This window comes from Serratia sp. G204Y (assembly GCF_051172435.1).
GTDB classification, from domain to species: Bacteria; Pseudomonadota; Gammaproteobacteria; order Enterobacterales; family Enterobacteriaceae; genus Serratia; species Serratia sarumanii.
The window spans coordinates 2,485,741-2,503,357 of record NZ_JBPIZA010000001.1 but is presented as its reverse complement, the minus strand read 5'-3'; the positions used below and the strand labels follow the sequence as shown (position 1 = coordinate 2,503,357).

At 54.4% G+C, this 17,617-nt stretch carries 23 protein-coding genes; all 23 read left to right on the top strand.

Translation table 11 applies throughout. The features are described 5' to 3' along the window. Nucleotides 1-11: 11 nt before the first annotated feature. A complete protein-coding gene (locus ACSBQQ_RS12235) occupies nucleotides 12-710 on the top strand; it encodes a bacteriophage antitermination protein Q (RefSeq protein WP_060425438.1) in 699 nt (232 codons plus the stop codon). Nucleotides 711-955: 245 nt separating this feature from the next. Beyond that, nucleotides 956-1,333, top strand: a complete 378-nt coding sequence (locus tag ACSBQQ_RS12230) for a putative holin (protein WP_049202652.1) — start codon at nucleotides 956-958, stop codon at nucleotides 1,331-1,333. After that, nucleotides 1,323-1,655, top strand: a complete 333-nt coding sequence (locus tag ACSBQQ_RS12225; RefSeq protein WP_230199890.1) for a phage holin family protein — start codon at nucleotides 1,323-1,325, stop codon at nucleotides 1,653-1,655. Before ACSBQQ_RS12230 ends, ACSBQQ_RS12225 begins: the two co-directional genes overlap by 11 nt. Then, nucleotides 1,652-2,263 carry a glycoside hydrolase family 19 protein gene (locus ACSBQQ_RS12220; protein ID WP_060425439.1) on the top strand — a complete coding sequence of 204 codons (612 nt, stop codon included), beginning with the start codon at nucleotides 1,652-1,654 and terminating at the stop codon, nucleotides 2,261-2,263. The genes ACSBQQ_RS12225 and ACSBQQ_RS12220 overlap by 4 nt, the downstream gene beginning before the upstream one ends. A gap of 44 nt (nucleotides 2,264-2,307) precedes the next feature. Further along, nucleotides 2,308-2,781 (top strand): hypothetical protein, encoded by a 474-nt coding sequence (locus ACSBQQ_RS12215; protein WP_435013077.1) that lies wholly within the window; start codon nucleotides 2,308-2,310, stop codon nucleotides 2,779-2,781. A gap of 98 nt (nucleotides 2,782-2,879) precedes the next feature. After that, nucleotides 2,880-3,410: a hypothetical protein gene (locus ACSBQQ_RS12210; protein ID WP_060425441.1), complete on the top strand. Its 531-nt coding sequence runs from the start codon at nucleotides 2,880-2,882 to the stop codon at nucleotides 3,408-3,410. A gap of 33 nt (nucleotides 3,411-3,443) precedes the next feature. Next, a complete protein-coding gene (locus ACSBQQ_RS12205; RefSeq protein WP_060425442.1) occupies nucleotides 3,444-4,088 on the top strand; it encodes a hypothetical protein in 645 nt (214 codons plus the stop codon). Nucleotides 4,089-4,446: 358 nt separating this feature from the next. Further along, nucleotides 4,447-5,046, top strand: coding sequence for a hypothetical protein (locus ACSBQQ_RS12200; RefSeq protein ID WP_060425443.1), 600 nt, complete (start codon nucleotides 4,447-4,449; stop codon nucleotides 5,044-5,046). Then, nucleotides 5,018-6,997, top strand: coding sequence for a phage terminase large subunit family protein (locus ACSBQQ_RS12195; protein WP_060425444.1), 1,980 nt, complete (start codon nucleotides 5,018-5,020; stop codon nucleotides 6,995-6,997). The genes ACSBQQ_RS12200 and ACSBQQ_RS12195 overlap by 29 nt, the downstream gene beginning before the upstream one ends. A gap of 8 nt (nucleotides 6,998-7,005) precedes the next feature. Continuing rightward, entirely contained in the window at nucleotides 7,006-7,269 is a 264-nt protein-coding gene (gene gpW, locus ACSBQQ_RS12190) for a gpW family head-tail joining protein (protein WP_060420187.1), read from the top strand. Further along, on the top strand, nucleotides 7,269-8,912 hold the full coding sequence (locus tag ACSBQQ_RS12185; RefSeq protein WP_080430282.1) for a phage portal protein: 1,644 nt from the start codon (nucleotides 7,269-7,271) through the stop codon (nucleotides 8,910-8,912). The genes gpW and ACSBQQ_RS12185 overlap by 1 nt, the downstream gene beginning before the upstream one ends. Beyond that, nucleotides 8,909-9,769, top strand: a complete 861-nt coding sequence (locus ACSBQQ_RS12180) for a S49 family peptidase (RefSeq protein ID WP_060425445.1) — start codon at nucleotides 8,909-8,911, stop codon at nucleotides 9,767-9,769. Before ACSBQQ_RS12185 ends, ACSBQQ_RS12180 begins: the two co-directional genes overlap by 4 nt. A gap of 3 nt (nucleotides 9,770-9,772) precedes the next feature. Next, entirely contained in the window at nucleotides 9,773-10,372 is a 600-nt protein-coding gene (locus ACSBQQ_RS12175; protein ID WP_060425446.1) for a hypothetical protein, read from the top strand. Next, nucleotides 10,372-10,773 (top strand): head decoration protein, encoded by a 402-nt coding sequence (locus ACSBQQ_RS12170; RefSeq protein WP_060425447.1) that lies wholly within the window; start codon nucleotides 10,372-10,374, stop codon nucleotides 10,771-10,773. Before ACSBQQ_RS12175 ends, ACSBQQ_RS12170 begins: the two co-directional genes overlap by 1 nt. Nucleotides 10,774-10,874: 101 nt before the next feature. Next, nucleotides 10,875-11,924 (top strand): major capsid protein, encoded by a 1,050-nt coding sequence (locus ACSBQQ_RS12165; protein ID WP_060425448.1) that lies wholly within the window; start codon nucleotides 10,875-10,877, stop codon nucleotides 11,922-11,924. Between the two features lies 1 nt (nucleotide 11,925). Next, the gene (locus tag ACSBQQ_RS12160; RefSeq protein ID WP_435013072.1) at nucleotides 11,926-12,351 is read left to right on the top strand and encodes a hypothetical protein; all 426 of its coding nucleotides are present in this window, start codon (nucleotides 11,926-11,928) and stop codon (nucleotides 12,349-12,351) included. Then, the gene (locus ACSBQQ_RS12155) at nucleotides 12,351-12,698 is read left to right on the top strand and encodes a head-tail joining protein (protein ID WP_060425450.1); all 348 of its coding nucleotides are present in this window, start codon (nucleotides 12,351-12,353) and stop codon (nucleotides 12,696-12,698) included. Before ACSBQQ_RS12160 ends, ACSBQQ_RS12155 begins: the two co-directional genes overlap by 1 nt. Then, complete coding sequence (locus ACSBQQ_RS12150) at nucleotides 12,695-13,237, top strand: hypothetical protein (RefSeq protein WP_060425451.1); 543 nt, start codon at nucleotides 12,695-12,697, stop codon at nucleotides 13,235-13,237. The genes ACSBQQ_RS12155 and ACSBQQ_RS12150 overlap by 4 nt, the downstream gene beginning before the upstream one ends. Before the next feature lie 4 nt (nucleotides 13,238-13,241). Then, nucleotides 13,242-13,436 (top strand): DUF2635 domain-containing protein, encoded by a 195-nt coding sequence (locus ACSBQQ_RS12145; RefSeq protein WP_060420161.1) that lies wholly within the window; start codon nucleotides 13,242-13,244, stop codon nucleotides 13,434-13,436. Next, a complete protein-coding gene (locus ACSBQQ_RS12140) occupies nucleotides 13,433-14,938 on the top strand; it encodes a phage tail sheath subtilisin-like domain-containing protein (protein ID WP_060425452.1) in 1,506 nt (501 codons plus the stop codon). Before ACSBQQ_RS12145 ends, ACSBQQ_RS12140 begins: the two co-directional genes overlap by 4 nt. Before the next feature lie 9 nt (nucleotides 14,939-14,947). After that, nucleotides 14,948-15,316, top strand: a complete 369-nt coding sequence (locus tag ACSBQQ_RS12135) for a phage tail tube protein (RefSeq protein WP_060425453.1) — start codon at nucleotides 14,948-14,950, stop codon at nucleotides 15,314-15,316. Nucleotide 15,317: 1 nt separating this feature from the next. Next, nucleotides 15,318-15,608, top strand: coding sequence for a phage tail assembly protein (locus ACSBQQ_RS12130; RefSeq protein ID WP_072269372.1), 291 nt, complete (start codon nucleotides 15,318-15,320; stop codon nucleotides 15,606-15,608). Nucleotides 15,609-15,729: 121 nt separating this feature from the next. Next, the gene (locus tag ACSBQQ_RS12125) at nucleotides 15,730-17,607 is read left to right on the top strand and encodes a hypothetical protein (RefSeq protein ID WP_060425454.1); all 1,878 of its coding nucleotides are present in this window, start codon (nucleotides 15,730-15,732) and stop codon (nucleotides 17,605-17,607) included. Nucleotides 17,608-17,617 lie beyond the last annotated feature (10 nt).

Genomic DNA, 17,617 nt, shown 5'->3' with positions numbered 1-17,617 from the left:
GGAGAAAATGCATGATTATGTCCGAACAATACCTGCAGTACATCCGTGAATGTTTCATTATGGCAACTGCTGATACCAGCGGTAAGACAAAGGGACAGCTACAGGCATTCACTGAATCAACGCAAGTATGCACTACGCGGTTGAAGCGTAAGAGACGCACTATCGTGGAGGAAGACGGAAAGCGAATTACAATTCATAGCGCACCCGTTCCTGGCACTGAAACCAGACCGAGTTCAGGTGCAATTGCGCTTATTGATCCTGCCACGTTTTCAGCTACTTCTTGGCGCCGGGCTATTTACCCAATCGCGAGCAATCAGCGCAGCTGGCTTTCATGGTGCTACACGGGCGATATTTCGTTTAGCCATCAGGAAGAGATCACTCGCTGGGCTTGGGGTGAATTCCGCGCCCGCATCGAAGTTATGGGCAAGCGCATAGCAGGCAAGACGATCGAAAAGCTTAGGGCGTTGACTTGGTTGGCCGCCCAAGATGTGAAAGCCAGGATAATGGGCGGTAAAGCTTACCAGTGCCAAGAAGTAGCTGAGCTACTTCAGGTATCCGCGCCAAACTGGTCAAAAAACTATGGCCAGTATTGGTCGCTGCTGTGTGGAATATTCCAGAGGCTTGATCGGGAAGGTCTAATATCTTTATCGAGATCACGATCACAACAAAAAGCGACATTTTCACAACAGGGTATTGCAAAAGTTAATTAAATAGTCCATATTTAGCGTTAATTTGATATCGTGCCATAAATGTAATGACCGGCACCAAAATTAAAACCTCGCTTCGGCGGGGTTTTCTTGTTTTCAGCCCCAGCCAACATCCGACACACACCTGGCACACCCCGTATCGCCAAATCGTTTACGGCTGGTGGCTGAGCCCTATTAGCCGTGGCATAGACTGCGGCTTTTTTATGCCCTCGGTATGGAGAGGACAATTACAGCAATGAGGAGTAACGATGTCCGATCCATTAACTGCGACTGGCACCACTGCGCTGGTGTCGGCCACGATTGCGGCGCCTGCAGTTGGCATTGATTACGGGGTTATCTTTGGCGCGTTCATCGGTGCGATGTTCTACGTCACCCAGGCCAAAGACATTCCGCGAATCAGACAGGCTTTCTCGTTTGTTGTCTCATTTGGCACTGGTGTGCTCGGTGCGAGTGTTGCCGGCGCCAAGCTTTCAGCATGGCTGAATTACAACGATACCCCGCTAGAGCCGTTAGGTGCGCTGATCATCTCTGCCGTCGCGGTCAAACTGCTTACTTTCGTCAGTGAGAAGATGGAGGATCCGACATCGCTGTTTTCCAGATTCCGGGGAGGCGCGAATGGCAAGTAACGATATCTCTGTGATGTGGTTAAACCTCATTCACACAGTAACGACCAGTGATCCACTTGTTGTGCTGAATGTATTGCTGTGCTCGGCGATTGTCTGCCGCCTTGCATGCTTCAGAAAAACAGGTTACCGGCACCGGGCATGGATAGCATGGCTGGCGTGGTTGGTTATCGGCGCCTATTCATGGATCCCGTTTCGCTTCATTGCGCAGCAGTACCAGGAAACACACTGGGGCGTAATCGCGGCGAATCTCATCATCTGCATCGCGCTGTACCGGGTTAAGGGGAACATCGCGAAACTGCTACACCCCCTGAGGCCACAATGACACAAAACGAATTTCAACGGGCGGCTGGTATTAGCGCCGGGTTAGCTGCGCGCTGGTATCCGCATCTGATCGCCACCTTTGCTGAGTTCTCAATCGAGAAGCCAGCGGCGCAGGCAATGTTTATTGCTCAGGTTGGGCATGAGTCAGCGGGTTTTACCCGTACAGTAGAGAGCCTGAACTACACGCCACAGGGCTTACTTTCAACCTTTGGGAAACGCATCACTCCCTATCAGGCTGGCATGCTCGGGCGTACAACTGCACACCTGGCAAATCAGCCGGCGATTGCAAACTTGGTATACGCCGATCGCTTGGGCAATAAATCACGCGGTGATGGCTGGAAATATCGTGGGCGTGGGCTGATTCAGGTTACCGGCCAGGACAACTACCGAGCGTGCGGTATTGCGCTGAAACTCGACCTGGTTGGCGATCCTCAACTGCTGGAGAGCGACGGTAACGCGATGCGTTCTGCCGGCTGGTTCTGGAAATCTCGCGATTGTGGCCGCAACGCCAACGATATCGAATGGGTAACCCAACGTATCAATGGTGGCATCAACGGATTATCTGATCGCCGAGCACGGTATGACATGGCGCGTAAGGTTCTGCTATGAACCGAGCAACAGCGATAATCGCTGGAGTGCTACTGGTGGTCGTAATGTCAGCCTGCTGGGTTGCTAGCTATTACCAGGCGAAGTCGCAGAAGCTGGAAGGCACGATTAAGCAACTGGAGAGCGATAACAGCCTGCAAGCGAATATAATCGTCACACAGGCGCTTCAGTTCCAGCGCGCCAACGAAATCAACAACGCGGCGAATCAGTACGGCATCAACACCGACGCGGCCACACAGGGGAAAGAAATTGAATACCGGACGATCCTCAAGAAACAGCCGACGTGTGATCTGGCTGTGCCTGCCGCTATTGCTGGTGGGCTGCTCGACTACACGCACCGTCTACGTTCCCGCGCAATGTCAGCCGATACCGGCGACGCTAACGCAACCGGTGCTGGCGCCACTGCCTCCGGCACCCTGACATACTGCCAAGCAGTGCTGTGGATTGATCCGCTGCTGGCGGCGCTCGACAAGGCTAACAACCAACTTCTGGAGATACGGCGGCTTATTGATGAACGGTAGTAATCGGGATAAAAGATCTAACCTATCTTACTATTGTTGTGTGTGTATTATTTAATAATAAGATATTATCACCTCGTTACTTTTCTAAGGGGTGTTCAATGAACGCGGATATAATTTCGTTTGAGTCAATGTTAGCCACTAAGCAGGCCGCCGATTGGGCTTTTTGGACTATGATTGCTTCAGGTGTCTCTGCACTGGCTGCTGCACTTGGTGTTATATTTGCTTGGAGGACTGTCGCTTCATGGAAGCAGCAAGAAAAAGCTAAAGTGAAAATGGATTTCAAGCGTTCAATTTTTAATATTATAAATATAATGCTCAGTATGCCTGATAGATTTAATCTTGAACTGGCCGGAAGGGGTAAAAAGGCCTTAAAATTCAGCGGTAATAGTAGCATTGATGACAGATGTAATGTGGAAATTTCGCATCAGTTCGATGAGCTAGTTAAGGTTTTGTCTAATGCGCAAGGATGTTGGATTTATTGTGAGAGATTCTTTGACGGAACTGATATTGAAGGTAAATGGGTTTATAGCCGCGACTTGGTGTTAGACTATATTAATGGAGATGTTGAAAAAAGCGTGGTTATTAATTCTTTAAATAACCTTGCTGAGGAACCATTCGTATATGGGTGATTTGCGATTGTAGCTATTTATATTGGGGGGAGGATGGCAGGTTTAAAAGAGCTGTCAGCTCAACTCCAGAGCGTACGAAAGCAAATCCCGTTTGCTACGGCGCAGGCACTGACAAGCGTCGCCAGAAAGATAGAGGCAGCGGAGAAAACTGCATTTAAACGGCATCTGGAGAACCCGACGCCGTTTACGGTCAACTCGGTTAAATCGTTCGGCGCCCGGAAAAGCAACCTGAAGGCCAAGGTGTTCGTGATGGACACCGCTGCGAGCTATCTGGAGCCGTTCGAATTCGGTGGCCAGCATAAGCTTAACAGCCAGGCGCTGTTGAATCCCAAGAACATCAAGCTGAACAAATACGGCAACCTGACGCGCAACAAGATGGCGCAGTTGAAGGCTAAGGATGACGTGTTCATTGGTGAAATCGATGGCACCAACGGCGTCTGGCAGCGGCGTAAAGCCAAGAAAGGGAAGAAGGGCAAAAAACGGCGCAAACGCTCTGCAAACGGCACACGTCAGCCACGAATGAAGATGCCGGCGCCGAAGTTGCTGATCCAGTTCGGTGATGCTCTGCCAGTAAAACCGACGCTGGGCTATTTCGACCGTGCGCAGGCTATGGCCAATGCCTTGATGCCGACAGAGCTGAGCAGGGCTATGGCAGAGGCGATGCGAACAGCAAAATGATAAGAGAGGACCATCATGGGCATGAAGGCACCAACCCAGCCACCTTATAAGCCGGGTGATGTAGTGGTGCGACCAGCGCCACCACCTCCGCCGCCGAAGGCTTACGCAGCAAGCTGCCCAACACTAATCCAAGAGCAGACCACGGCACATTGTCACTGTCATGATCTAATTCTTCCAGGTGACGTGGTGACCTACGTGGTGAGGTTCAAAAAAATTTGAACCGCGCACCTCCCAGGGGGCTCCAGAAAAAAATGGGTCCTTCCTGGCACTTTTTTATCTCACGGGCATTGCGCGCCGCGTTCTGCGTCTAGCTATCAACTTTTGAAATTTGGGTAACAGGTAACACCTGAGGTAACAGATGAACCAGTCAGATTTTGCCAAACTTCACGGCGTCAGCCGAAAGACGGTAACGACCTGGAAGGCCCGCGGCTGGCTGGTTCTGGCCGGAGACGATATTGACGTTGAAGCGTCGAATGCGAACATCGAGCGCTTCCGAAAAACTGTTACCCGACCAGAGAAAAAACCGGCAGGTAACAAGCAGGGTAACAAAACAGGTAACAGATCCTCGGGTAACAAGTCAGGTAACAAAAACGATAAGGATCTGGCCGAGTCTCCGACGGAAACTGTTAAGCGGATGATCGCCGAGCACGGCGTGACGATGACGCTTGATGAAGCGCGCCAGATGAAAGAAAACTTTCTCGCGTTGCTTACCCAGCTCGAGTACGACATTAAATCCGGGCAGGTGCTGCCGTACAAAGACATGATCGAGGCCGTAGGTAATGAATACGCCCGCATGCGCACCCGTCTCATTGCGATTGCTCCTGAACATGGCCCCCGGTTACGGGGGCTGGCTTCTACCACCAACGACGCGGAGTTTGTCCAGGCACTGCAGGAGGTGGTTTACGAGGCGATGGAGGAATTGAGCCTTGATGCAGATAACAACCGAGGAGAGAACTAACGCTGCAGCCTGGCAGAATTTCACCGGGGAGCTGCGCCAGCGTCGCTCCGATGTTCGCCCGCCCGAACCACTGTCACTGAGCGAATGGGCTAATAAATACGCGGTGCTCTCGAAAGAAACCAGTGCGCAAACGGGCCGATTCCGGTCTTTCGCGTACCAGGATGGCATGATGGATGCCATTACTGATCCGGCGGTGACGCAGGTGTCGGTGATGAAGTCGGCGCGCGTCGGCTACACCAAAATCCTTGACCACGTTGTCGGCTATTACCTGGCGCATGACCCGTCGCCGATCCTCATTGTTCAACCGCGTGTTGAAGATGCCGAAGATTACAGTAAAACCGAGATCGCGCCGATGTTGCGTGATACTCCGGTGCTGGCGGAAATCTGTGGTGATCCAAAGGCCAAGGACAGTAATCAGACCATCCTCAAAAAGACCTTTGCCAACGGCGCCAATTTGACGCTGGTGGGGGCAAATAGCCCCGGCGGTTTCCGCCGTATTACATGCCGGATCATCTTGTTTGACGAAGTTGACGGTTATCCGTCCGGCGGCGCCGGGGTGGAAGGTGATCAGATTGCACTGGGCATTAAGCGTTCCGAAACATTCTGGAACCGCAAAATTGCCCTGGGTTCGACGCCAACGGTGAAAGGCACCAGCCGGATTGAAAAGGCGTATGAGGAAAGCGATCAGCGCCGCTATTACGTCCCGTGCCCGCACTGCGGTGAATTTCAGGTACTGGAGTGGGGTGGCCCTGAGACGCCATACGGCATCAAGTGGGACAAGGATGAAAATGGAGAAGGCATCCCAGAATCGGCATATTACGTCTGCCGGCATAATGGTTGCGTGATCCACCATAACGAAAAGTCGGGCATGGTGAAGCGCGGCGAATGGCGCGCAACCAAACCATTTAAAGGGCATGCGGGTTTTCACATTTGGGCGGGTTACAGCCTGTTCCCGAACGCGGCCTGGAAATATCTGGTGGCTGAGTGGCTACGGGTGAAAAACGATCCGCTCATGCGTCAGACCTTTATCAACCTGGTGCTTGGTGAGCCGTATGAAGACCGCGGCGAAAAAGCGCTGAGCGAAAAACGCTTGCTGGAACGCTGTGAAGTTTATGCAGCGGAAGTGCCCGACGGCGTGGCGGTATTAACAGCCGGCATCGATACCCAGGATGGTCGCTTTGAAATTGAGGTGACGGGTTGGGGACGTAATGAGGAGAGCTGGTCGATTGCCTTCGACGTGATTGAGGGCGATCTGGAAACCAACGAACCGTGGCAACGCCTCGATGCGTATCTCAAGCAGGTATGGCGCCGGGCTGACGGACGTGGATTCACGATCATGGCAGCCTGCATGGACTCCGGTGGCCACCACACCCAGAAAGTTTACGAGTTTGCCAAAGAGCGCCTTGGCCGCCGAATTTGGGCGATCAAGGGCGAATCGGCGCGCGGTGGTAAACGTTCGCCGGTTTGGCCGACGAAAAAGCCAACGTCCAAGTCAAAGGCCAGTTTCAAACCAATCATCATTGGGGTGAATGCGGCCAAGGATACCATCCGCGGGCGACTGCATATCGATCCGCCTGCACCGGGTGAGCCTGCGGCCAGTTACATGCATTTTCCGGCAGACCGTGACCTGAACTATTTCAGCCAGTTGCTGGCAGAACGTTCGGTATTGAAGGTGTCCGGCGGCCAGCGTTACCGAGTTTGGGAACAGCTTCCAGGCAGGGCAAACGAAGCGCTGGACTGCAGGGTGTACAGCTATGCAGCCCTGTGCGGCCTGTTTTATCTCGGTTTAAAGCTGAATCTGCTGGCGGACAACATCGCGATCAATCCCGATCGCCTGTTGCCGGCGCCGCAGCAGCCGGAGGAAAAACAAAACCTTCGACTGCCTGGCGTCATCATTGAAGAGCCGGAAAAACCGAAGCGCAAGCGCCTGTCACAACTTTTGCCATCATAAGGATCCCTATGTTTAACCGTAACACCAGCCTGCTGGCCGGTGCGATGACGCCTGCGCAATTGCAGGACGCATTGGCAAAGGCGCAACAGGCCTATATTGACCTCGCAGCCGGCGCGCGCGGTGTGTCGTTCTCGTACACGCAAGGTGATGGCACGCGTTCTGTTTCTTATCAACAAGCCTCAATGGCGGACCTGATGGCACTAATCCAGTTGCTGCAGGCGCAGTTGGGTATTGTTCCCCGCCCACGTCGGCCAATGAGGTTTAGATTCTGATGAATGACATCAAAATTTTAGGCCCGAATGGGCAGCCGCTACCGCCGATGCGGTCAAAGGCATCCATGCTGGTGGGCGGCAGCCGTGTGCCTTACGATGCGGCGGATTCGTTTAGCGACCAGTTGGCCAACTGGCAGCCTGCGTTATGGTCACCCGACAATGAGATCAATATCTACCGTGATCGCATTGTTTCCCGTGTGCGAGATCTTGCACGCAATGATGGTTGGGCCAGCGGCAGCATTACACGCGTGCTGGATAACGCCGTCGGCGCCAACTTTCGTCCCATCCTCAAGCCTGACTATCGCATGTTGGCATTGATGACCGGCAATACAGCCTTCGACGCCACCTGGGCAGATGAATATGGCAAGGTGGTTGAGGCTCATTGGCGGTCATGGGCTAATGATCCGGGACGTTATTGCGATGTTGAGCGCAAACAAACGGTGTCTCAAATGCTGCGCCTGGGTTTTCGGCACAAGCTGCTTGATGGTGATGCGTTGGCGGTGCTGCAATACCGGCCAGACAGACTGGGGCGTGGGCGCGGCCGCTATGCCACAACGGTGCAAATCGTCGATCCGGACCGGTTGAGTAACCCGCAGCAAAACTTCGATATGCCGAATGTTCGCGGTGGCGTTGAAATTGACGGTGATGGCGCGCCAATCGCGTATCACATCCGTGAGGCACATATCGGCGACTGGTGGAGTGGCGCCAAGACGATGACGTGGCGGCGCATCCCGCGGGAAACAAGCTGGGGCCGTCCGCATGTGGTCCATGATTATGACCATGAGCGGGGCGCACAACACCGGGGAAATGGGATTTTAACGCCGGTTGTTCAGCGCCTGAAAATGCTCATCAAGTATGACCAGTCGGAGCTTGAAGCAGCGATCCTGAACGCCGTATTTGGAGCCTACATTACCTCTCCCTATGATCCGCAGATGGTTGAGGCGGCGATGGGGGAAACCTTTGACGATACTCAGATCGGTGCCTATCAAGAAGGACGCGTTGATTTTCACAATGATCGCCGCATATCGCTGCAAAATGGCGCAAGAATGCCGATATTGTACCCCGGTGAGGATGTAAAGGCAGTTAATGCTGCCCGTCCTCACAGCAATTTTGAGGTGTTTGAAAGTGCAGCGCTGCGCAATATCGCCGCGGCAACGGGCCTGTCAACACAGCAAGTAACGCAGGACTGGTCTGATGTTAACTACAGTTCGGCACGCTCTGCGATGCTTGAGGCCTGGAAGACACTGACCCGCCGACGCGATGATTTTTCTGTGGGGTTCGCCCAGCCGATCCTGTCCGCTTTTATTGAAGAAATCCACGATGCGGAAGACTTACCGCTGCCCAGTGGTGCACCGCACTTTCTGGACGCCAGGGCGGCGTATTGCCGTGCTCGCTGGATGGGGCCTGGTCGTGGCTGGGTGGACCCGGTGGCGGAGAAGAAAGGCGCCATTCTGGGTATGGATGCCGGGCTTTCAACGCTTGAAATGGAATCGGCAGAAAACGCCGGCGAGGACTGGGAAGAAATGCTGGATCAGCGTGCGCGCGAGATTGCCGCCTTCAAAGAGCGGGGGCTCCCGGTTCCGAGCTGGGCTCAGGCTGAAATCCTGGCACCTGAAACAATTAAAGATCCGGAGGCAGAGTGAATTTACCGCACCTGGCGCAGCGACTGTTTAACACACCGTTGGCGCTGCACCCGCAAAAGGCCGAAGTGGTCATGGCCGCGATGATGGACCGGTTCGGGATAACCCGCATCAACACGCTGGCATCTGACTGGCTGGGGGATGATGAAAGTTTTACCCGAAAGGCACGTAAACAGGATGCCGGTTATGACGTGCTTGGCGGTATCGCGGTGATCCCCGTGCAGGGGACATTGGTTCAGAAGTTGGGTAGTCTGCGACCCTACAGCGGTATGACGGGCTACGACGGGATCAGGCAGTCGTTCCTGACCGCGATCAGCGACCCCGAAGTAAGCGGCATCTGCCTCGATATCGATTCTCCCGGCGGTGAGGTAGCCGGCTGTTTCGATCTGGTGGATGAAATTTATCACGCCCGCGGTTCAAAACCGATCCACGCCATCCTTACCGAAAATGCGTATTCCGCCGCGTATGCCATCGCCAGCGCGGCAGACCGCATTCATGTACCGCGCACCGGTGGTGTAGGTTCGGTCGGGGTGATCGTCATTCATTGTGACTGGTCACAGCGAATTAAAGAGGACGGCCTGGCGGTCACCATCATCACCTACGGTGACCGCAAGGCCGAGAGCAACCCCTACGTCAAATTGAGCGATCAGGCCCGCGCCGCGATTCAGGATGATGTAGATGCGATGGGTAGGCTTTTTGTCAGTACGGTAGCCCGTAACCGGGGGATCACTGAAAAAACTATCCGTAACACCCAGGCTGCCTGTTTCCTGGCGGCTGATGGCGTCAAATTGGGGCTTGCCGATGCGGTGATGACCCCTGATGCCGCATTCCGAAAATTAATCAATGAAGCAGGAGCTTAACGTATGTCTCATTTCAAGTTTGCCCATCTTCTCGGCCTCAAGAAAAAAGCGTCTGAGGAAGAGGACGATAACAAAGAAAAAAGCAAAAAAGCGAAATCCCGTCGCGCTGAAGAGGAGCGAGATGACGAGGAGGACGCTGAAGACGATGACGATCGCGAAGACATGGAAGACGACGACGATCGTGAACCTGACGCCGAGGACGATGATGACGACAAGGAAAAAGGCAAAAAGGCGAAATCCCGTCGTGCTGAAGAAGACGACGAAGACGCGGAAGAGGATGAAAACCGCGATGTGAAAAAAGGTCGCCGGGCAGAGCGGAAACGTTGCGCCGCCATTTTTGGCAGTAAGCATGCCGCCGGCCGCCCGGACATGGCCGCTCACCTGGCTTTCAATACCCGGATGAGTGCGCGTGAAGCCATCGACACGCTGGCGACGGTGGGCGCCGTAGCCCCGCAGCCACAAGGTAGAAAGTCGCTGGATGCCCGGATGCGTGAATCTGAGCAGGCACGATTGGGGCCCGACGGCGATAAGCCTGCAACGGGTAAAAATGCGCTGGTAAGCAAAATGACCAGCCTCTATGACACTGCACGAGGTAACAAGTAATGGACCAGTTTGGACAAAATCAATTCGCGCCGGGCATGAAAAGTTCGCTGTTCGTACCTGATCAGCTGGTTTCCGGCCCGTTACAACTGGTCACTGACTCTGTCACGATCGGTGTTTCAGGGGCGCTTAAACGTGGGACGGTACTCGGCATGGTCACCGCGACCGGCGCGTATATCCCGAGCAAAAAAGACGCCACCGACGGCAGTGAAAAGCCGTCGGCCATTTTGGTCGATAACGTGGACACGACCACTACAGCACAAACTGGCGGTGTCTATCTGATGGGTGAGTTTAACCAGCATCGTCTAATTTTCGATGCAAGCTGGACCGTTGCTGAACTGAAAGCGCAATTCCGCCCGCTGGCCATCTTCCTGCGCGATAGCATCCAATCGCCGGTATCCTGATCTAATCCCCTTGAAACGTAACTGATGCCAGTTCTTTGGCAGGGTTGCACTCGTCCTGAATTCTGGCCGGCTACGGTGCCGGCATCATTAAGAGACTGAATATGGAAAACTATTTTGATACCAGCGTGCTGGTCCAGGTCGTTCCTAACCTGAAAACTAGCCAAAATTGGCTTCTGGATCGCTTCTTCCCGAACGTGGTGGAATACCAGACGGAAGAAGTGGCCATTGATGTGGACGTGGGTCTGCGTCGTATGGCGCCATTCGTATCGCCGCTGGTGGAAGGTAAACTGGTCGAGAGTCGTAAATACCAGACCAATAGCTTCAAGCCGGCGTATATCAAAGATAAGCGCGCCCCCGACCTGCGCAAACCAATCCGCCGGCAGATCGGCGAACGCATCGGCGGCGAATTTACCGCGGCAGAGCGCGAAATGCTGAACCTGCAGTTTGAGATGGTTGATCAGATTGACATGATCAACCGTCGTCTTGAATGGATGGCCAGTAGCGCTATGGTATCGGGCAAAGTTACTGTGGCGGGTGAAGGTTATGAGACCAAGGTGGTTGATTTTGGTCGTTCACCGGATCTGACCATTACCCTAAGTGGCAGTGATAAATGGCCGCTGACGGTGGCGGCCGGCGCTACCAACACGCAGCCGTCGGATGATATTGAAGAATGGCAGACGCTGATCCTCAAAAATTCCGGCGCAGTACCGACGGACCTGGTGTTCACCAATAAATCGTGGAAAGCGTTTCGACTGGATACCACGATCAAGGATAACGCCATCACCTTCCCGGCGCTGAGCCCATTCGGCAACCAGATTAATGCCGGTGCGCAGGTAAATAAAGGGGCCGTTTATAAAGGCCGTTGGGGCAACTTCGACCTGTGGCTTTATAACGACTGGTACATTGACCCGACGGACAACATCGAAAAGCCGATGATCCCTGATGGTGCCGTCATCATGTCTGGAGCTGACCTGATGGGGACTCGAGCATTCGGCGTGATCCTTGATCCAGAGTTTAACTATGGTCCGCTGGCTTACGCGCCTAAATCCTGGGTTGAAAAGGACCCTGCTCAGCGCATTCTGTTAACCCAGTCATCCCCGCTTGTCATTCCAAGCCGGGTAAATGCTGCACTCTGCGCGACGGTGGTGTGATATGGCATCGAAAAAACAGCAAGGTAACGAACTGGGCGGCTTGCCGCCCGAGTTAATGGTAGGTGAACAGGAAAACGGCGAAGAGTTGAAAGTTGGCGGTCAGGCCCCCGACAATTCTGCCGACACCGACACCGACACCGACACCGACACCGACACCGACACCGACACCGACACCGACACCGACACCGGCGATGATGACGATCGGGACGGTGAACAGTTGCCGGCCGGCATGGTTTCAGTGGTTGTCACCAAAGGAAACACCGTGCGGCACGATGGCTGCGACTATCCAGAAAACTGGGCGTTCACGTTGCCGGTAGCGGATGCGCAGCGCCTGATTGGTCTGGGCGTGGTTGCTGATGGTGAACAGCTCCGCAAGTTGGCGTTGCTTCGCAGCGCGCCGACCGTATCTGTGCAATCGGGGGAGTAATGGGAATCAACTGGGATCAGCATTTGCTTGCGCCGTTGCACGGCGTTTTTGGTGACCCGGTTGAGTATCGCCCTGGCGGCGGCGTGGAGCCCTACACCATTAGCGGCATATTCGATCGGGCCTATACGCAAGAGGTTGAGCCGCTGGACGATGGCAGCACTATTAACACCACCAAGCCTGTTCTGGGTGTGCGTGATAGTCAGTTCCGGGTGCCCCCTAAACAGGGGGACCGGGTATTGGTCGGCATCGTTGGTGGGGTGCCGGTCAATACGCTGTTTGCCGTGGCCGATGTTCAACCTGATAGCCACTGGGGGACGAAGCTTATTCTCAACAAGGTGAAATCATGAACCCGAGAGGAGTCAGGTTACTGGTCATTGAGGCGTTGAAGAATAAGACCGATGCCGCCGATCGGGTTTATTCACCTCGTGACTGGCCCACCAATGCGGATATGTATCCTGTTCTTCTGGTGCAGACACCGATCGACGTGAAGAATTCGCTGGGGCGGAATGTGCCCCAGTTCAACACGGTGACCACGGTCCGTATTACCGGCCGTCTGCAGGAACTGGACGATGCGGCGGAGGATAACGGGGCAGAAAAAGCTGAAGAAGCGTTGGAGCAGCTACGCGAGCAGGTAGAGCGTGCGGTCATCAATAGCTATGAACTGACGCGAAAAATTCAGCAGTTTCTGCAGGTGCGTTCGACCATTGATGTGGACGCCGGCGGCGAAGGGCATACCGCCCAGTTACTGATGGAACTGGATATCGAATACTATCAGGGCCCCGAAGAGTTTTATGAAATTGACGCGTCTCCGCTTGAGGGAATTGACGTCACGATCTCCATGCCTGATGGCACCCCTGAACCACTCGTAAAAATCGATCTGGAGTAACCCTATGTTTGTGAAACCCGTACCGGGGCGCATTGTGCGCGATCCGGTCAAGGGCACCTTTTTGCCGGAATCCGGTGAACAGGTTCCCGATAATATTTTTTGGGGGCGCCGCCTGAAGGATGGCGATGTACAAAAATTCGACCCTAACGCATCAGCTAAGCCGGTGGCGGGGAAGAAAAGCCAGGAGAGTGATCAATGACCGTTCCATTTACTCGCATCCCTTCAAACCAGCGCGCGCCGTTTTTCTACGCCGAGTTTGATAACTCGATGGCGAATACTGCGACCGCGGTACAGCGCACACTGCTGATCGGGCAGATGCTGTCAACGGCGACGGCAACGCCAGGCATCCCGCAGAAAGTTTCTTCTGAATCGGCGGTAGCAGGCATCTGCGGCAATGGCTCCATGTTGCACAACATGATGGCGGCGTATCTGGCCAACGACATTTCTGCGGAAATCTGGATCCTGCCGTTATCGGATGGCACCACCGGAACAGCAGCGGCAGCCGGTAAATTACAGGTGGTGACAGCGGCGGCTGCGACCGGCGTTTTGTCGCTCTACATTGCCGGTATTCGCGTTCAGCTCACGGTCGTCAGTACCGATGATAATGTTGCCGTGGCCGCGGCGATTGCAGCGGCGATCAACGGTCAAAGCAAGCTGCCGGTTACTGCTGTCGTGGATACAACAGCCACTGATACGGTGAACCTGACGGCGAAAAATAAAGGTGCGCACGGTAACAGCATCGATATTCGCCTAAATTATCAGGGTGCTGCCGGCGGTGAGGAAACCCCGCAGGGCATGGAATTGAAGATCACGGCAATGGCCGGCGGTGCCGGTGCGCCGTCTCTGACTGATCCGCTGGGTAATCTGCAAGATCGCGCATTTGACTTCATCGTCAACCCCTACACGGACACCACGTCGCTGGATGCCGTGAAAGAGTTCCTGTCAGACGCTACCGGCCGTTGGTCTTACGCACAGCAGCTCTATGGTCATTCATTCGGCGCGCTGGCGGGCACGTATGGTTCCTTGTCCGCCGCCGGCGAAGCACGCAATAACCAGCATGAGACGCTGCTGGGGATCAATGGCTCACCGACGCCCGCTTATCTTTGGGCGGCAGCGTTGACCGGGGCGATTGCGCCGAGCCTGCGGAACGATCCGGGCCGTCCAACGCAGACGTTGACGATCAGTGGTGTACTGGCTCCGCCGCTGGAATCCCGCTTCATGCTGACCGAGCGCAATAATCTGCTGTACAGCGGTATCTCAACGTTTACGGTCGCTGATGATGGTTCTGTGCAGGTTGAAAAGACCATCACCACCTACCAGAAGAACAAGTTCGGCGATGCAGATGACAGCTACCTGAATATTGAGACGCTTTATCTGCTGATGTTCGTGACCCGTTTCCTGCGCACGCAAATCACTTCCAAGTTCGGCCGTATGAAGCTGGCCAACGACGGCACCCGCTTTGCTCCAGGCTCCGCGATTGTGACGCCCAATGTGATCCGCGCGGAGCTGATCGCCCAGTATCGCACGCTGGAATATAACGGCTATGTGCAGGATGCCGCGGCATTCGCGCAGACACTGCTGGTGGAGCGTAACAGCAGCAATACCAAACGGATCGATGTGTTGTGGACGGGCACGCTGATCGACCAACTGGAAATTTTCGCACTACTCAATCAATGGCGACGCGCGCAGACCGCGGCCTAAGGGGGATTCATGGGAGATACAACTAACCGCCTGGCCGGGACCGCGTACGTTACCATCGACGGTGTAACGGTCATGGTTGCCGGCCAGTTCAAATACAGCCCTGGCAAATGGGAGCGCTCTACGTTGACAGGGATGGATGGTGTCCACGGTTACAAAGAGAAGCCGCGGGCGCCGTTTATTTCCTACCAGGCGCGTGACAGCGGCGGAACGTCGATTGCTAAAATCAACGATTCCACCAATGTCACGGTGGTTGTTGAGCTGGCCAACGGTAAAACGGTGATCGGCGAAAACATGTGGTCCGTTAATACGCAGGATGTTGATAGCGAAGAAGCGGTGTTTGATGTTCGCTGGGAAGGCGGATCGGTAACGGAGTATTGATATGGCAGTGCTTGATAAAACCAAAACGATCGTACTCAGCAAAGCGCTGGAGATGGCAAACATCCGCTACGAGAGCATCGAAATGAAAGAGCCCGCACTGGCTGAGGTTGAGCAGTTCTATGAAACGCAGCGCAGCAAGAATGGCATGGCGGCCATGAAGCTGCTGCTGGCGTTAAATTCCGGCATAACTGAAAAAGTGTTGAGTGGCATGGCTTACACCGATTACAGGAAGTGTGAGGACTACTTGATGTCTTTTTTGACCTTCGATCCCTCGGCGGATGGCAGCAACTAGCTGCTGAGGTGACGAAGTATTACGGGTGGGGGCCGCAGGATGCGTGGTCCCTGACCCGTACCCGGTTGGATTTTTGGGCCGATCAGGCCCGTCGGATAGAAAAGCTTAAGGCGGGCAAGTAATGGCCAAGTCATTTGACTTTGAGCTGACGGCTAATGATGAGGCGTCAGCCGCAATTCTGCGGATTGAGGAAATTGTAAAGCACCTCAATCCGCTGTTGGACAGAACGCGCGATGCGTTGGCGTTGGGCGGTCAGGAATCCAGAGATAACCTTGACGATTTGGGCAGCCGTTTTGATGTGTTGGCTAAAAATGCCAGAAGCGGCGTCCAGTTCATCGGCGATTTGGTCCCGCCGCTTAAAATGGTCGGTGGATTAACCCTCGGACTGGGTGGCGCTGCAGCGGTCGTCAATGTTGTTAAAAACAACCTGACCAATTTTGCCAACGCCGGCTACCGGATCGATACCGTTGCAAAAAACGTCAGCATGACGGCGGACGCGTTTCAGGAACTGACTGGCGCCATGATTGAAAACGGCAGCGCGCGTGAGGCTGCGGAAGGTTCGGTCAGTGAGTTGTTTGAAAAGGCGAATGATGCTGTACACGGCCGTAATGATGGCTTTCTCGCCTTGCTGAAACAGCGAGGGATAGGGATCAGCGAAACCAAGGATGGCCTGGCCGATGTAGGCAAGCTGATTAACGACCTCAACCGCGCCATGCAATCACTCCCTGCTGGGCAGCAGGCGCTGTTTGCCAACAAATTGGGCATTTCGCCCGATCTTCTCAGCTATCTGCGCAACACGACCAGTGAAGTTCAACGGCTCAAGGATCAGGCCCGCCGGGATGGCCTGATATTTACCGAGAAGGATCTGCAGAATGCCCTGGCGTTCAAGCAGCAGCTGAACCAGATAGGTGCTGCCTATGACGGCATGCTGATGAAAGGGCAGGCCTGGCTGGGCCAGTCGGAAACCTTGGCGGCTTCGGTAGACCAGATCAAGCAGGTCGTCACCAATGGTCTGGACAGTACGGCTATCGGTTCGATCTTGACGTTTAACAGCGGCGGGAAACAGGCCGATATTTTGCGGCAGGCTCAAGGCGACGAGAAATTTAAAGACACGCTTTCATGGAAAGAGAAGCTGGATTTAAAACTGGGCTATGCGTCGGAAGATCTGATCAAGAAACTGAACGGTTATTATAAGCCCGTATGGCGCGCCGACCAGCTGAGAGCCGATACCGAGAAAATTTCAGGTTACCCGGCGCTGGCTGAAAATGGGGCGATTTTGCCGTATGGCCAGCCGGGGAATAATGCACTCGGGCTGCGTAACAATAATCCTGGCAATCTGCGTTCAGCACCGAATACGACTGGCCGAAATGGCGGCTTTGTCACGTTCGAAAATCCCAATGAGGGGCTGGCGGCGCTCTCTCGACAGCTGATGCTGTTCGGCGATCGCGGTAAAAACACGTTGAACAGTATCATCCCGACGTATGCGCCATCCAGTGAAAACAACACTCAGGCCTATATTGATGCCCTGGCTAAACAGACCGGTTTTAACCCCGAGGAACCGCTCGACCTGCATTCGCCGGCGGTGCTTGAAAAGCTTATCCCAGCTATCATCAAGCATGAAAACGGCGCCCAGCCATACAGCCGCGATCAAATTTTCAGGGGGATCAGCGATTCGGTCTTTGATCCTCGCTGGTCTGGCTTGCGTGACCAGAACAATCTTTACGGGCAGCGTGCATCTGGTTTGTTCGAACTCTCTGATCAGGGGCAGTCATTACCGCCGCCAACGCCAAAGGATTCGTCAACGCAAGCCTCGCTGTTTGCACCGAATGATCAGCGAGAGGAAACCATCGGCCAGATCTCTGATGCCATGTCTAAGGCGATCGACGAGAACAAATTCCAACTGGAAATTACACTGGTCAATCCCCAGACCGGCGAGCGCCGCAAGGTCCAAACTGAAGGCGGTGGCCGCGTGGCCTTGTCAATGCAATCACTGAGTTAAACCGCTTCGG